Source organism: Homoserinimonas aerilata (assembly GCF_006716125.1).
Lineage (GTDB): Bacteria > Actinomycetota > Actinomycetes > Actinomycetales > Microbacteriaceae > Homoserinimonas > Homoserinimonas aerilata.
Genome location: NZ_VFOM01000004.1, coordinates 45,846 through 61,115, shown reverse-complemented (window position 1 = coordinate 61,115; position 15,270 = coordinate 45,846). Strand labels below are relative to the sequence as shown.

Here is a 15,270-nt window from a genome sequence, read left to right as displayed (position 1 = left end):
GGGCAGTATCTTCGGGGTCGGCTCGTTACTCTCTTTGTATCGGCATCACATCCGCCCGATGCCTGAGGAGCTATAGATGTTTGAGAGATTTACCGACCGAGCCCGCCGGGTCGTTGTCTTGGCGCAAGAAGAAGCCAAGATGCTCAACCACAACTACATCGGCACAGAGCACATCCTGCTCGGGCTGATCCATGAGGGTGAGGGTGTCGCCGCGAAGGCGCTCGAGTCGCTGGGCATCTCCCTCGATTCGGTGCGCGAGCAGGTGCAGGACATCATCGGCCAGGGTCAGCAGCAGCCGACCGGCCACATCCCGTTCACGCCGCGTGCCAAGAAGGTGCTCGAGCTGTCGCTTCGCGAGGCGCTGCAGCTGGGCCACAACTACATCGGCACCGAGCACATCCTGCTCGGCCTCATCCGCGAGGGTGAGGGTGTCGCAGCGCAGGTTCTGGTGAAGCTGGGCGCAGACCTGAACAAGGTGCGCCAGCAGGTCATCCAGCTGCTCTCCGGCTACCAGGGCAAGGAGCAGGTCGCGGTCGGCGCGAACGAGCAGGCTGCCGCGCAGGGTGGTTCGCAGGTTCTCGACCAGTTCGGTCGCAACCTCACGCAGGCGGCCCGCGACGGCAAGCTCGACCCGGTGATCGGGCGCGAGAAGGAGATGGAGCGGGTCATGCAGATCCTCTCCCGCCGTTCCAAGAACAACCCGGTGCTGATCGGTGAGCCGGGCGTCGGCAAGACGGCCGTCGTCGAGGGTCTCGCACAGGCGATCGTGCGCGGCGACGTGCCTGAGACGCTGAAGGACAAGCAGCTGTACACGCTCGACCTCGGCAGCCTCATCGCCGGCAGCCGTTACCGTGGTGACTTCGAGGAGCGCCTCAAGAAGGTCACCAAGGAGATCCGCACGCGCGGCGACATCATCACCTTCATCGACGAGATCCACACCCTGGTGGGTGCGGGTGCCGCTGAGGGCGCGATCGATGCTGCGAGCATCCTGAAGCCGCTTCTTGCTCGCGGCGAGCTGCAGACGATCGGTGCGACCACGCTCGACGAGTACCGCAAGCATTTCGAGAAGGATGCGGCCCTTGAGCGTCGCTTCCAGCCGGTGCGCGTCGAGGAGCCGAACCTGCCGCACACCATCAACATCCTGAAGGGCCTGCGCGACAAGTACGAGTCGTTCCACAAGGTCTCCATCACGGATGGCGCGCTCGTGTCGGCCGCGAACCTGGCCGACCGCTACGTGCAGGATCGCTTCCTGCCTGACAAGGCCATCGACCTGATCGATGAGGCCGGCGCCCGCCTGCGCCTGTCGATCCTGTCGTCGCCGCCCGAGTTGCGTGAGTTCGATGACCGGATTGCGGATGTTCGCAGCCGCAAGGAGGGCGCCATCGAGGAGCAGGACTTCGAGAAGGCCGCCAGTCTGCGCGACGAGGAGAAGAAGCTGCTCGGTGAGCGGCTGCGCCTCGAGAAGCAGTGGAAGAGTGGCGAGGCCGGCTCCACCGGTGTCGTCGACGAGGGAATCATCGCCGAGGTTCTGGCTGCGGCGACCGGCATCCCCGTGTTCAAGCTGACCGAGGAGGAGACCGCGCGTCTCGTCTTCATGGAGAAGGCCCTGCACGAGCGAGTCATCGGTCAGGAGCAGGCCATCTCTGCTCTCGCCAAGACGATCCGCCGCACGCGTGCCGGCCTGAAGGACCCGAAGCGGCCCTCCGGTTCGTTCATCTTCGCCGGGCCGACGGGTGTCGGTAAGACGGAGCTGGCGAAGGCGCTCGCCGAGTTCCTGTTCGATGACGAGAACGCGCTCATCTCGCTCGACATGAGCGAGTACGGCGAGAAGCACACCGTCTCGCGGCTGTTCGGTGCCCCTCCCGGGTTCGTCGGCTTCGAGGAGGGCGGCCAGCTCACCGAGAAGGTGCGCCGCAAGCCGTTCTCCGTGGTGCTGTTCGATGAGATCGAGAAGGCCCACCCGGACATCTTCAACTCGCTGCTCCAGATTCTGGAGGAGGGGCGCCTGACGGATGGCCAGGGTCGCGTCGTCGACTTCAAGAACACCGTGATCATCATGACCACCAACCTGGGCACGAAGGACATCACGGGTGGCCCGGTCGGCTTCACGATCGAGGGCGACGCCGCGCAGGACTACCAGGGCATGAAGTCGAAGGTCGTCGAGGAGCTGAAGAAGAACTTCAAGCCGGAGTTCCTCAACCGCGTCGACGAGACGATCGTGTTCCCGCAGCTGAACCCGGAGGAGCTGCTGCAGATCGTGGATCTGTTCGCGAAGCGCCTGAGCGAGCGGATGCTCGACCGCGACATGACCGTCGAGCTGACGGTTCCCGCGAAGGAGCAGCTCATCAAGGTCGGCTTCGACCCGTCGCTGGGCGCCCGCCCGCTGCGCAGGGCGATGCAGTCCGAGGTGGAGGACCGCCTCAGCGAGCGCATCCTGCAGGGCGAGCTCGGCAGTGGCGACCACGTGCACGTGGACTTCATCGAAGGTGAGTTCGTGTTCACGACGAGCCGCCAGCCGGGTCGTGACGCCCTCGAGGCCGGCGAGGCTGCGACAGCCGCCGCAGATGCGGTCATCGCGGACGCCTCCTAGCGCAACCCTGTCGAAGCCCGCCCCGGCACCCCCGGGGCGGGCTTCGTCGTCCCTGGAGACCCCCGCGGGTTGAGGGCCACGAAGTGCCTCCCCCTCTCCGCGGGTTGAGGGGCAATGGCGCGAAGCGGCATTGCATGGGACAGATCGCGTAGCGATTCAGGCAGTGGTGCCGTCTCGAAACCCCGGCCCCCGCCTCTCCCGGGTTTCGCGCAGCATCCTGCCGCACTCGCGCAATAGGCTGGTTGGATGTCGTTCACCGTTCGCCCGGCCCGCACCAGTGATGTGCGCCACATCCAGGCGCTGGTGGAGCCGCTCGTGCAGCGTCGCATCCTGTTGGGTAAGGATCTGGTGGTGTTCTTTGAGAGCATCCAGGAGTTCCTGGTGGCGACGGATGCTGAGGGTCGCGTGATCGGCTGCGGTGCGCTTCACGTCATGTGGGAGGACCTGGGCGAGGTGCGCACGCTGGCCGCAGCATCCGACTGGTTGGGTCGCGGTGTTGGGCATGCGCTTCTGGAGGCGCTCGAGGTGGAGGGTCGTCGGCTGGGGTTGAGCCGTCTGTTCTGTCTCACCTTCGAGGTGCCGTTCTTCGAGCGGCACGGGTTTGCGCCGATGTCGGAGGAGCCGTTCGATCCGGTCATCTACCAGGAGTTGCTGCGGTCGACCGATGAGGGTGTCGCCGAGTTCCTGGATCTTTCACGAGTTAAGCCGAACACGCTCGGCAATACGCGGATGCTGAAGTCTCTCTAGCTATCCTGAACGCATGTCGACGTTCAGGAATCCCGTCGGCCCGCAGTCGCCTCAGGTGTATTGGCGGCGCAGGCTGCTGCTTGGGCTGGGCATTCTGGTGGTCATCATCGTTGTGGTGCTGATCATTGTGCGGCCTGGTTCGGGTGATGACACCCCGAAGACGGATGCGTCGAACTCGCAGTCGCCGGATGCGTCGACGACTCCCAGCACGCAGCCTTCTGAGCAGGTGCAGTCGGAGGGGGATGACTGCAAGACGTCGAGCCTGAAGCTTGAGGCGGTCACCGACAAGGATGTGTATGGCGGCGGCGAGCAGCCGCAGATCAGCATGACGGTCACCAATGTCGGTGCTGTGGCGTGCATGCTCAATGCCGGTTCGACGCAGCAGGTTTTGACGATCACGAGTGGCGAGGAGACGTACTGGTCGTCGACGGACTGCCAGGTGAACCCGGTGGATGCTCCGATCCTGTTGGAGCCGAATGATCCGAAGTCGACGCCCGCGATTGCGTGGGATCGCACCCGCTCGTCGACGTCGACGTGTGAGGCGGAGCGCAGCGCGGTTCCTGCGGGCGGCGCGAGCTACCACCTGAGTGTGAAGATCGGCGAGCTGGCGTCTGCGCAGACCCGCCAGTTCATCCTCAACTGACCCGAGCATCCCCGCGGGCTGAGGGGGCGCCGAACAATCGAGCAACTCCGCGGGCTGAGGGGGCGCCGTCTACGGCGACCGTCTCGAAGCCCCACCCCCGTGCTACTCGCCTCACCTAGAACTGCGGCACGTCGGCCTGCTCGACTTCGGCGGTGGCGAAGGCGGTGCGCATGGCTTCGCGCAGGTGCATTGCTTCGGCGCCGACGATGGTGGTGAATCCGAGTCTTCGCCCTTCGGCTTCGCGCTGTTTCGCTTGGCTGACGGGCCGGATTTCTCCGGCGAGGCTGATTTCGCCGATGGCGGCGAGCGTGCTGGGGAACGCTTTGTCGCTGTAGGCGCTGGCGATGGCGAGCGCGATGGCGAGGTCGGCGCCGGGTTCGGTGAGGCGGATGCCTCCGACGGTGGAGACGTACACGTCGTGGCTGCTGAGGGGCAGTTTGGCGCGCCGCTCGAGCACGGCGAGCAGCATGGCGACGCGCGAGGAGTCGACCCCGTTGGTGACGCGTCGGGGTTGCGGTGCGCTGGTTTTGACGATGAGCGCCTGCACTTCGACGGGCAGCGCGCGGCGGCCTTCGGTGGCGATGGTGACGCAGGTTCCGCTGACGCTGGTGCTGTTGCGGCTCATGAAGAGCCCGCTGGGGTCGGCTACTTCGGCGATTCCGTCGCCGGTCATTTCGAAGCATCCGACTTCGTCTGTGGGTCCGAAGCGGTTCTTGTGGGCGCGGATGAAGCGCAGCGACGTCTGCCGGTCGCCCTCGAACTGGCAGACGACGTCGACGAGGTGTTCGAGCATCCGGGGCCCGGCGATGGTGCCGTCTTTGGTGACGTGGCCGACGAGGAGCGTGGCGAGGCCGCGGTCTTTTGCTGTGCGGATGAGCGCGGATGCGACCTCCCGCACCTGGCCGGGCTGGCCGGCGAGGCCGTCGTTGGCCGATGACGACACGGTCTGCACGCTGTCGACGATGAGCAGGTGCGGGTCGATGCGGTCGATCTGCCCGATGATGGTGGCGAGGTCGGTCTCTGCGGCGAGGAAGAGGGTGGGCTGCAGCGCGCCGGTGCGTTCGGAGCGCATGCGCACCTGCCCGGCCGATTCTTCTGCGGTCACGTAGAGCACGCGCTGGCCGAGCCCTGCCGCGCGCGCGGCGACTTCGAGCAGCAGCGTGGACTTGCCGACGCCGGGCTCCCCGCTGAGCAGGATGGTGGCGCCGGGCACGATGCCGCCGCCGAGCACCCGGTCAAATTCGCGGATGCCGCTGGGCCAGTGGCTGACGCTGTCGGACGAGATCTCGGTGATGGGGCGGGCGACCCTGTCGTCGTGGATGGCGACGGGCGCGAACTTGCGGGTGATGCCGGTCTGTTCGGTGGCTTCGACGACGGTGCCCCACGCCTGGCATTCGCCGCAGCGGCCCGCCCATTTGAGGGTGCTCCACCCGCACTCTGTGCAGCGGTAGTTGGAGGATACGCGGGCCATGTCAGAAGCCTAGGCGAAGCATCCGTCATTCATTTCGGGCTAGGGCCTGGGCCTGTGGATTTCGCCAGCTGAGCGTCGATGTGGGGGAGGAATGCGGATGCCCACACCCGGTAGCCGCGGTCATTGGGGTGAAAATAGTCGACCGACACCTGGTTGAGCGCCATGCGGGCGGCGCCCTGCCGACGGGTGGCCGCGTGCACGGGCGCGACCACGAGGCCACGTTGTGCGGCTTCGCGGTGCAGGATGCTGTTGGCCCGTTTGACGCGCTTCTCGGCGTCTCCGAAGTAGAAGCTGGGCACGTCTCCGACGATGGTGTGCGGCGGCACCGCGTCGAGCACCTGCCGGATCTCGCGCGTGAACCGCTTCTCGTCGAAGCTGGCAATGTCGTTGGCGCCGAGCGCGACGGTCACGAAGTCGGGCCGCGCGCCGTCGGCGAGCAGTTTTTCGAGCCGGGGCAGTTGCACGGCGATGGCTTCGCGCAGCCGTGCGCCGGAGACGCTCAGGTTCACGACGCGCAGGCTCCGGCCGGTTGCTTTGCGGATGCGCGTGGCGATCGTTCCCACATAGCCGCGGTGGGGTTTGCTGGCGCCGATCGCCTGCGCCGCCGAGTCGCCGAGAGCGATGTACAGCAGTTCGCCGTCGCGCTCCGCGAGCGTGTTCCACCAGGCCGTGTTGAGGTGCAGGATGTGCGCGATGTGGTCGGCCCCGCGGCGTCGCCTGCGCAGGTTCACGATGATGGCGGCGGCGAGTGCCGCGACCACGACGGTGACGGCGGCGATGATGGCCGCGAGCTGGGTGGCATCCACCCCAGAATCTTATGTACTAAACTCTTTCCCGGAACCGTGTCCGAGCGGCCGAAGGTGCAACTCTCGAAAAGTTGTGTGGTGAAAGCCACCGTGGGTTCAAATCCCACCGGTTCCGCCACTGAAATCCCCTGAGATCCAGCGATCTCGGGGGATTTTTGCGTGCGGAGCCCGGCTGCGTCGCATCCGCTCTCGCCCAGCCCTCGTAACGAGGCGTTTTCGGCGATGCGAGCCTGCGACGGTGGGCTCGCACCGCCGAAAACACCTCACGAGGCGCAGCACCCGGGTGTGTGAGAGCGGATGCCACGGCGTGCGGCCGCGCGATATCACTCGTAGCGCAGCGACTCGATGGGGTCCTGGCGGGCTGCTCGGAGTGCGGGGATGGTGCCGGCCAGGAACGCGATGCCCATCACGGCGAGCACGATCGAGCCGATCGAGACCGGGTCGAACGCGACGAGCGTCAGGCCGGGTAGCCCAGAGAGCACGCTGGCTGATAGCGCGTTGCTGACGAGGGTGCCGGCGAGCATGCCGACTCCGACCCCGATGGCGCTGCCGAGGAACCCGATGAACACGGCCTCGAGGCTGAAGAGCCCGAACACCTTGCCGCCGGACATGCCCATCGCCTTCATGAGCCCGATCTCGCGGGTGCGCTCCTGAACTGACATCAGGAGTGTGTTGACGATGCCGAAGCCTGCGGCGAGCAGTGCGATGATCGCGAAGCCGTTGAGCACGAGCACGATGCCGTCGATCACGGTTTTGAAGGAGCCGATCTGGTCGTCGACGGTGGTGCCGGTGAATCCTGCGTCGTCGAGGTCTGTCTTCAGCGCGCTGATCTGTTCGTCGGTCGAGGCGGGGTCGAAGTGCACGGTCGCGCTCGAGTAGCTCGTCGTCTGCTCCGTGCTGAGGCCGACGGACTGCTGCTCGTGCAGCGCTGTCGTGAGGGCGTCGTTCGGGGTGACCGCCTCTGTTCCGGCGAGCGTCGTGTTGGAGACGCCGACGATGCTCGCGTCGACCGTCGACTGGGTTCCCTCAGCGTCAGTGACGGCGATTGTGAGGGTCTGCCCGATCGCGTCGTCGTTGTCGGCGAAGCCGAGCGGTTCGACGAAGGAGACCGGAATCGCGACCTGCAGGTCGGACGATCCGTTGTCAGGTTCCTGCCCGGATGCGAGGTCGAGACGTACGCCGGCAACGAACGACCCGATCTGCGCCTCATATCTGGTGCCGTCTCCGACCGCGACATAGTCGCCGCTGATGGAGATCGTCGGCGTCACGTCAACGACGCCCGGAACCGCGGCGATCGTGTCGAGATCATCCGGCGTGATGACCTTGATGACCGTGCCGGTGCCGGGAGGGCCTCCTGAGGACGCCTGGGTGGTCGTCGTGTCGGGGTCGTACTCCCGCGGGCCATCGGTGAGCGTCTCTGTGGTCTCCGCGTTCTTGGTGACCGTCATCACGTCATCCGCCCCGATCGCCGAGACGGTGGTGTCGATGTACTGGTTGATGCCGGTGCCGATTCCGCTGGTGAGGGTCAGCGTGAACGCACCGATGAAGATCGCGATGACGGTGAGGGTGGTGCGGGTCTTGCTGCGCAGGCTGTTGCTGACCGCGGAGCGGAGTAGTTCGAGAATGCTCATGCTGCTGCTCCTGACGGGGTGGTGAGGCTGTCGACGACGAGACCGTCGCGCACGTAGATGCGGCGGCTGCATCGTGCGGCGAGGTCCTCGTCGTGGGTGACGACGATGAGGGTGATTCCCTGGCTGCGGTTGAGGTCGAAGAGGATGTTCTCGACGACCTCCCCTGTGGCGGTGTCGAGGTTGCCGGTGGGTTCGTCGGCGAAGATCACGCTGGGGTTGTTGACCAGGGCGCGCGCGATGACGACCCTCTGCTTCTGCCCTCCGGAGAGGTCATTGGCCTTGTTCTTGGCCTTGTCGGCCAGTTCGAGTTGTTCGAGTGCGGCGAGGCCACGGCGGCGGCGCTCGGCCGGGCGCACGCCCGCGATGCGCAGCGGGAGCGTCACGTTGTCGAGAACGCTGGCGCCCGGGGTGAGAAAGAACTGCTGGAACACGAAGCCGAATGTGGAGTTGCGGGTCTTGTTCAGCGATGACCCGCGCAGGGTGCTCGCGTCGCGACCGCTGAGCTCGATCGCCCCCGACGTCGGCGCATCCAGCAGCGCCAGAAGGTGCATGAGGGTGGACTTGCCCGACCCGCTCTTGCCGACGATCGCGAGGGATTCGCCCTCCGCCACATCGAGGGAGACCCCCTTCAGCGCGTCGAAGCGGGTGGGCCCGCGACCATAGGTTTTGGTGACCTCGCGTGCGGCGAGAACGGGGACAGGCATGGAGCTCCTTCGGCTGTGACGTGCGGGGGATGGCCGGTTTGTTCGGTCATCTCATCGTCGTCACTGGCGCGCGCCACGGCATCCGCTGCACGGAGTAAAGCCGGGCGGATGCTGTACCTCAGGTGGAGTAGCCGGCGGGGGCAGCGAGGGCAAAGGCCCGAAGAAGTCGGGTTGTCAGTCGATGCGAGGCCGCGGATGCGTCGTCTGCGGCGCCCATGATGACGGCAGCGTTGGCCTCAAGCAGGAGTGCGATGTCGATCCATTCGAGGTCGGCTGCCGCACGCCCGTCTGCTTGTGATCGCCGGATGAGGTCGGTGAAGCCGTCTTCGACTGTTGCGCGCTCGGCCGCGAAGCCGTCGCCGTGAAGAAAGGATGTGACGATCATGTCTGCGCAGGCGGGGTGCCTGGCCTGCTCGGCGGCGACATCTGTGATCATGCGGCTCAGCGCTGACCAGCTGTCTCGCTCGGCGAGGGCCTCGTTCAGGCGTTCGAGCCACCAGGTGACGCTCGCGGCGAAAACGGCGTCGACGAGTTTCTCCTTTGTGGCGAAGTGCCGGAAGAGGGTCGCCACGCCGACCCCTGCTCGCTTTGCCACTTCGGTCATCGAGATTCCGGTTCCGATTACGGCAAATGCCTCCGCGGATGCGGTGATGATTCGATCGCGGTTGTCGCGGGCATCGGCCCGAAGCCCGACCGGTGTTGTCGAAGTCATGTGGCTTTCCTTCTGGAGTAACTGGAACACTCGTACCATTTAATGGTAGCGTCTTTATCCGGAACGATCGTTCCGATTAGGCGAGGGGGCATCATGCGCGCTGTTCAGTTCTTCGAATACGGGGATGCGAGCATGTTGAAGATCGTTGACGTCGACACGCCAGCGCCCACAGCGGGCCAAGTGCTCGTGCGTGTTTCGGCCACCAGCGTCAACCCTGTCGACATTGCGGTGCGACGGGGCGAGATGAGGATGCTGTCGGGGCACCGCTTTCCGCAAGGCCTCGGCATCGACATTGCGGGGGTGGTCGCCGAGGTGGGGGCCAACGTCACAGCCTTCGTGCCCGGTGACCGAGTGTGGGGAGTCAAGGCGGGACTCTTCACTCGAGCAAGCGGCGCCGCGGCCGAGTTCATGGTCATCGATGCGCGACTCCTTTCGAGCATCCCCGCGAACATCGACCTCATCGATTCGGCGGCGCTCCCGGCAGTTGGAGTGACCGCCGTCACCGCGGTGGGAGACAAGGCGCGGGTTGTCGCGACCAGCCGCGTTCTGATCAGGGGTGCTGCCGGCGGGGTCGGCAGTGCGGCGGTGCAGTACGCACACTCTCTGGGCGCCCACGTGACGGCTCTTGCCAGCGAACGGAATATGCGGTTCGTGCTGGATCTCGGTGCGGATGTCGCCCTGAACCGTGCGACGACACCGGTCGTCGATCTCGGGGACTTCGATGCGATCATCGACACCGTCGGCTCCGAGCTGCTGCAGTTGCGCAGGCACCTTTCGCCGAACGGGCGCATGGTCACCATCGCCGTTGGCTCGCTCGGGAGCATTGCGGCGGTGGCGTTCTCGGCGATCTATGGCCCGAGGCGAATTCGGGCGTTCTTCGGCCAGCCGCCACGAGGCGTGCTTGCGCAGTTGACCGAGATCGTGCAGGCCGAGGGGATCATGCCGGTGATCGAAGAGATCTACCCACTCGAGAGGATTGCTGACGCGCATCGTGCGGCCGAAGCCGGTGGTGGCAGGGGCAAGCGGGTCATCCGTATCGGCGTCTGACCTCGACCCGCGATGCACGCTGAGCATGGCGACGGTCGTGCAGCACATTAGGCTCGTGCACTATGGCTGTCGGCGCAATGATCCACACGTTCACGGTGCAACTCTCCGACATGGATCGCGGCGTGTACGAGGAGTTGACGCTCCGCGTGGCCCGGCATCCGTCGGAGACTGACGCGTACATGGTGACGCGTCTGCTCGCGTACTGCCTCGAATTCGAGGAGGGAATCGCGTTCAGCGAGGGCATCTCGTCGACTGAGGAGCCGGCCGTTGTTGTGCGCGATCTGACGGGCAGGCTGTTGGCGTGGATCGAGGTGGGTGCCCCGGATGCTGCGCGCCTCCACTACGGCAGCAAGCTGGCCGAGAGGGTCGCCGTGTACACGCATCGTGACCCGGCGAAGGTGCTCGCGCCGCTCCTGGGCAAGCAGATTCACCGCGCGGATGCGATCAGGCTGCGCAGCTTCGAGCCCGGTTTCGTCGATGGTGCGGTTGCCGCGCTCGAGCGGCGCAACACGGTCACCCTGTCGGTGACCGAGGGGCAGCTGTATCTCGACATGAACGGGTCCAGCCTGAGCTCGAGCATCCTGGAGCACGCGCTCGTCTAGTTGCCGTCTGCGAGTGGCGACGTGGCGCATCCTGCTCGCCGGTCGTGCTCGTCCCGACGAGGGGCCCGGGTGTGCGAGGCGTTTTCGGCGGTTCGAGCATGCGGTGGCGGGCTCAGATCGCCGCAAACGCCTCAGAAGCGGCGACCTTCACGGCCATTCTCGGGTACGGCAATCGGATGCTCATGCCCCCCACGAGCATCCGATTGCCGTACCCGAGACCGGCGTTCAGGGCGTCAGTGCTATTTCGGCTCGCCCACGAACGCGTGGGCGTCGACCCATGACGGGAACGAGATGGTCTTCGCGTCGATGACGATCGGCCGGGTCCGGTCTCCGTCGAGCCAGTCGCGCAGTCCGCTGAGGTCGTCGAGCGACCGCACCGTGATGCCATCGCAGCCGAATCCGCGGGCGATTGCGGCGATGTCGGTGTCGGGGAACTCGACGATGTCGAGCGGCTGCCCGCTGTGCCCGAAGTGGTGCACCTCGGCACCGTACGCGCTGTCGTTGTAGACGACCACCACGAGGGGGAGCCCGAGGCGCACGGCGGTGTCGAGTTCGACCAGGCTCATCATGAACCCGCCGTCTCCGATGCCGGCGACCGGCAGGCGATCGGGCTGGGCCACTGCGGCACCGATGGATGACGCAAGCGCGAGCCCGATGCACTGGAACCCGAGCGGCAGGCAGTAGCCCCGATCATCCGGAACCTGCAGGTACATGGCCGTGTATTCGGTGTGGCTGCCGGCATCCGCTGTCACCACCCGCTCGTTCGGCAGCAGTTCGTCGAGCGCGACCGCGAGTGAGCGTGGGTCGATGCGGTCGTCGGCGGTGCGAGCCTCGAACGGCTGATCGCGCCAGAGCCGCCCGGTCGCCAGCTTCTCGGCGGTCTCCGGCGTGCGGTAGCCGGCGTCGCCTCGGGCGGGGAGAGCGGCCGCGACCGCAACTGCCACCAGCGCGGCGTCGCCGATGACGGATGTCGTCACCGGCCTGTGCAGGGAGAAGGCCGCCCGGTTCGCATCGACCTGAATGACCGGGGTGTCGCCGATGAGCTCGCCGTTGCGTGACGTCCACCGGTTGAGGGATGCCCCGAAGGCGACGATCAGGTCGGCGCCCTGGATGAGCTCCGACATCGACTCGTTGGCGAAGCCGCCCATGACGTCGACGTTCCATGGGTCGTCGTTGAAGAGTCCGCGGGCCATCGCGGAGGTCGCGAGGAGGGCTCCGGATGCTTCGGCCAGCCTGACGAGTTCGTCATGGGCCCCGAAGGCCCCGCGTCCGCCGACGACGAGTGGGCGCTGGGCCGCGCTCAGTCGCGAGACGAGCTCGGCGACCGCGTCTGCGGAGGGAGCCGGCGGTGAGGCCGGCGTCGGCAGCTCGGGTGCGGTTCCGTTCCAGTCGATCTCGCCGGCCTGCACGTCGAGCGGCAGGCCGAGCAGAACCGGCTGGCCGGTTCTGGCCAGTGTGAACGCGCGCGCGGCATCCGCCAGCGCGGTTGCCGGAGACTCCAGACGGAACGCGACTGCGCCCAGCGCCTCGGCGGAGCTGGCCTGGTCGATCCAGAAGTTGGAGGTCTTCATGGTGGCCGGCGTCTCGCCCGCGACCATGATCAGCGGGGTGTGCGCCTTCACGGCCTCCGCCAGGCCGGTCAGGGCGTTGGTGAGCCCGGGCCCCTGGTGCACGCTCGCGACGGTGACCTTGCGCGCCAGGCGTGCGTAGCCATCCGCCATGCTGGCCGCACCGCCCTCGTGGCGTGCGGAGACGTATTTCGCACCGGCGTCGACCATGGCGGTCGTGACCTCGAAGTTGCCGCTACCGGCAACACCGAAAACCTGGTCGACCCCCCACTGCACGAGTGCCCGGCCGACCGCTTCGCTGACCTTCATGATTTCGGGGCCTCTATCGCTTTGTCGTCTTCTGCGTGGCGACGGCACCGGTCGGCTTCGACGCCTTCGCCAGCTGGATCTGCTCGTAGACGTGCGTACGCAGCTCGGCGAAGCGCTTGCTCGAGCGCGTCTCCAGCTGGTCGCGCTCGTCGGGCAGGTCGATGGTCAGATCGTCCTGCACGACGGTGGGCGAGTTCGACAGCATGATGACGCGCTGCGCCAGGTACACCGATTCGTCGATGTCGTGCGTGATGAAGAGGATGGTGACGCCGAGCTTGTGCCAGATGTCGCGCACGAGGTCTTCCAGGTCGGCGCGGGTCTGGGCGTCGACGGCCGCGAACGGCTCGTCCATCAGCAGCACCTTCGGGCGGTACGCGACGGCGCGGGCGATCGCGACGCGCTGCTGCATGCCTCCGGAGAGCTGCCACGGGTAGCTCTCGGGTACGTGCTCCAGCTCGACGGCGACGAGCGCCTCATTCACGAGCTTTTCGCGCTCCGCCTTCGGCACGCCGGCGTTCTTCAGCGGCAGCTCGACGTTGGCGCGCACCGTCATCCACGGGAACAGGCTGCGGCCGTATTCCTGGAAGACGACGGCCATCGCCTTCGGCGGCCCGGAGACGGGGACGCCGGCCAGCTCGACGCTCCCGGAGGTCGGGGTGAGCAGCCCTGCGATGCACTTCAGCAGCGTGGTCTTGCCGGCGCCTGAGGGGCCGACGATGCAGATGAGTTCGCCTTCGGCAATGTCCAGGTTGATGTCGCGAACGGCTTCGATCTCGCCATCCGCCACCTGGTAGACCTTCTTGAGGTTCTTGATCGACAGCATGGGTGTGGTCATGGTGGTCCCTGGTTTCGTTGTCTCCGCGTTGTTAACTGTCACGCTGTACTTCTTTCAGTCCGTGGTACCAGCGAAGTACCTTGCGCTCGATGCCTTTGGAGATCAGTGAGAGGGCGATTCCGATCAGCCCGAGCACGGCGATGCCGCTCCACATCTCCGGGATGGCGAAGGTGCGCTGGAACAGCACGATGGTGAATCCGAGACCGGATGACGACCCGAACATCTCCGAGATGACCATCAGGATCAGACCGATCGAGAGGCTCTGGCGCACGCCGGCCATGATCTGCGGACTGGCCGCCGGAAGCACCAGATAGCGCAGCCGCGAGAAACCATGGATGCCGTAGGTGCGGCTGGTGTCGTTCAGCACCTCGTCGACGGCACGAACGCCCTCGACCGTGTTCAGCAGAACCGGCCAGATCGCGCCCGAGATGATGACCAGGATCTTCATCTGGTCGTTGATGCCGATCAGCAGCATGAAGAGCGGAACGAGCACGGGTGGCGGGATCGCCCGGAAGAACTCGAGAATCGGTTCGGTGAGGCTGCGCAGCCAGCGGATGGATCCGATCAGGATGCCGAGGCCGATTCCGAGCACGATCGTCGCCACGAGGCCGACGAACAGTCGCATGATGCTGGGCAGGAAGTCGGTGACGAAGCGTTCGCCCGCCCACACCTCCCAGAATGTCTTGGCGAGCGCCTCGGGGGTGGGCACGAAGAAGTTGGTGCCGCCGAGGGTCAGCGCCCACCACATGATGATGAGGAGGACGGGCAGGCCGAAGAAGTATCCGGCGCGCTTGAGGAGGCTCATGCGACAACCTCGCTTCGGATCGAGGAATGCCAGCTCAATGTCTTTCTTTCTATGAAGCGCATGGCGAGGTTGATGATGACGCCGATCAGTCCGGTTGCCAATACGAGCGCGTACATCTCGGAGATGGCGCCACCGCTCTGGCTCAGCGCGATCTGGTATCCCAACCCGCGGCTGACGATGATGAGTTCTGCTGTGATCGCGAGGATCAGGGCGACAGCGGATGCGAGGCGAAGGCCCGTCATCAGGTACGGGAGCACGGTGGGCCAGATCACGTAGCGCGCCCGGGCCAGCGGGCCCAGCCCGTAGCTCTTGGCCGTGTTCTCAGCGACGGGGTCGACATCCGCCACGCCGTAGAGCACCTGCAGCAGAACCTGCCAGAACGAGGCGTAGATGATGAGCATGAGGGATGACTCGATCCGCACTCCGAAGAGGAGAACGGCCAAGGGGATGAGCGCGACGGAGGGGATGGGGCGCAGGAACTCGATGGTCGAGTAGGTGGCCTTGCTCAGGAATGAACTGGAGCCGATGATGAGCCCGATCACGACGGCGGCGACGGTGGAGATGGCGAGGCCGATCGCCCAGGCGAGCATGGTCTCGCCGACGGCCTGGTAGAAGCCGGGTTCGATGAGGTTGCCGAAGAACGTCACCAGCACCTCACTTGCCGGCGGCAGGAACCGCTGGTCGACGATGCCTGCCCGGGCGACCACCTCCCAGACGAGCAGGAACAGCAGGATGCCTGCCAGTCCAAGTGCCGGTCCGGCCACTCGTTGGTTTCGCATCCTGCTGTTCGTACTCGACAT

General features: G+C 66.0%; 14 protein-coding genes and 1 tRNA gene. 6 read left to right on the top strand and 9 right to left on the bottom strand.

Annotated features, from left to right (window positions below; all coding sequences use genetic code 11):
• Positions 1-76 precede the first annotated feature (76 nt).
• The 3 genes from FB562_RS12565 (at position 77) to FB562_RS12555 (ending at position 3,980) form a co-directional block, all read left to right on the top strand.
• On the top strand, positions 77-2,590 hold the full coding sequence (locus FB562_RS12565) for an ATP-dependent Clp protease ATP-binding subunit (RefSeq protein WP_141881651.1): 2,514 nt from the start codon (positions 77-79) through the stop codon (positions 2,588-2,590).
• 246 nt (positions 2,591-2,836) lie between these two features.
• Positions 2,837-3,337 carry an amino-acid N-acetyltransferase gene (locus tag FB562_RS12560; RefSeq protein WP_141881650.1) on the top strand — a complete coding sequence of 167 codons (501 nt, stop codon included), beginning with the start codon at positions 2,837-2,839 and terminating at the stop codon, positions 3,335-3,337.
• A 13-nt stretch (positions 3,338-3,350) separates the two neighbouring features.
• Positions 3,351-3,980: a hypothetical protein gene (locus tag FB562_RS12555; RefSeq protein ID WP_141881649.1), complete on the top strand. Its 630-nt coding sequence runs from the start codon at positions 3,351-3,353 to the stop codon at positions 3,978-3,980.
• A 115-nt stretch (positions 3,981-4,095) separates the two neighbouring features.
• Here the strand turns inward: FB562_RS12555 and radA are convergent, their stop codons facing one another.
• Both radA and FB562_RS12545 read right to left on the bottom strand, forming a co-directional pair.
• Positions 4,096-5,451 carry a DNA repair protein RadA gene (gene radA / locus FB562_RS12550; RefSeq protein ID WP_141881648.1) on the bottom strand — a complete coding sequence of 452 codons (1,356 nt, stop codon included), beginning with the start codon at positions 5,449-5,451 and terminating at the stop codon, positions 4,096-4,098.
• Positions 5,452-5,480: 29 nt separating this feature from the next.
• Positions 5,481-6,257, bottom strand: coding sequence for an SGNH/GDSL hydrolase family protein (locus tag FB562_RS12545; RefSeq protein WP_141881647.1), 777 nt, complete (start codon positions 6,255-6,257; stop codon positions 5,481-5,483).
• A gap of 30 nt (positions 6,258-6,287) precedes the next feature.
• Here FB562_RS12545 and FB562_RS12540 point away from each other — a divergent pair.
• Positions 6,288-6,375, top strand: a tRNA-Ser gene (locus FB562_RS12540).
• A gap of 205 nt (positions 6,376-6,580) precedes the next feature.
• Here the strand turns inward: FB562_RS12540 and FB562_RS12535 are convergent.
• From FB562_RS12535 to FB562_RS12525, 3 genes are all read right to left on the bottom strand, one after another.
• A complete protein-coding gene (locus FB562_RS12535) occupies positions 6,581-7,888 on the bottom strand; it encodes an ABC transporter permease (RefSeq protein ID WP_141881646.1) in 1,308 nt (435 codons plus the stop codon).
• A complete protein-coding gene (locus FB562_RS12530; RefSeq protein WP_141881645.1) occupies positions 7,885-8,592 on the bottom strand; it encodes an ABC transporter ATP-binding protein in 708 nt (235 codons plus the stop codon). Before FB562_RS12530 ends, FB562_RS12535 begins: the two co-directional genes overlap by 4 nt.
• A gap of 118 nt (positions 8,593-8,710) precedes the next feature.
• Entirely contained in the window at positions 8,711-9,304 is a 594-nt protein-coding gene (locus FB562_RS12525; RefSeq protein ID WP_185740576.1) for a TetR/AcrR family transcriptional regulator, read from the bottom strand.
• 93 nt (positions 9,305-9,397) lie between these two features.
• Between FB562_RS12525 and FB562_RS12520 the strand changes: the two genes are divergently transcribed.
• Together FB562_RS12520 and FB562_RS12515 are read left to right on the top strand one after the other, a co-directional pair.
• A complete protein-coding gene (locus tag FB562_RS12520; RefSeq protein WP_185740575.1) occupies positions 9,398-10,351 on the top strand; it encodes an NADP-dependent oxidoreductase in 954 nt (317 codons plus the stop codon).
• Positions 10,352-10,413: 62 nt separating this feature from the next.
• Positions 10,414-10,953, top strand: a complete 540-nt coding sequence (locus FB562_RS12515) for a YaeQ family protein (RefSeq protein ID WP_141881642.1) — start codon at positions 10,414-10,416, stop codon at positions 10,951-10,953.
• A 239-nt stretch (positions 10,954-11,192) separates the two neighbouring features.
• On the opposite strand, the gene FB562_RS12510 is transcribed toward FB562_RS12515, so the two are convergent.
• From FB562_RS12510 to FB562_RS12495, 4 genes are read right to left on the bottom strand one after another with little or no spacing between them, the layout of a single operon-like run.
• Positions 11,193-12,830, bottom strand: coding sequence for a thiamine pyrophosphate-binding protein (locus tag FB562_RS12510; RefSeq protein WP_141881641.1), 1,638 nt, complete (start codon positions 12,828-12,830; stop codon positions 11,193-11,195).
• 13 nt (positions 12,831-12,843) lie between these two features.
• The gene (locus FB562_RS12505; RefSeq protein WP_246081493.1) at positions 12,844-13,665 is read right to left on the bottom strand and encodes an ABC transporter ATP-binding protein; all 822 of its coding nucleotides are present in this window, start codon (positions 13,663-13,665) and stop codon (positions 12,844-12,846) included.
• Between the two features lie 31 nt (positions 13,666-13,696).
• On the bottom strand, positions 13,697-14,470 hold the full coding sequence (locus FB562_RS12500; protein ID WP_141881640.1) for an ABC transporter permease: 774 nt from the start codon (positions 14,468-14,470) through the stop codon (positions 13,697-13,699).
• Positions 14,467-15,249 (bottom strand): ABC transporter permease, encoded by a 783-nt coding sequence (locus FB562_RS12495; RefSeq protein WP_246081492.1) that lies wholly within the window; start codon positions 15,247-15,249, stop codon positions 14,467-14,469. The genes FB562_RS12500 and FB562_RS12495 overlap by 4 nt, the downstream gene beginning before the upstream one ends.
• Between the last annotated feature and the right edge of the window lie 21 nt (positions 15,250-15,270).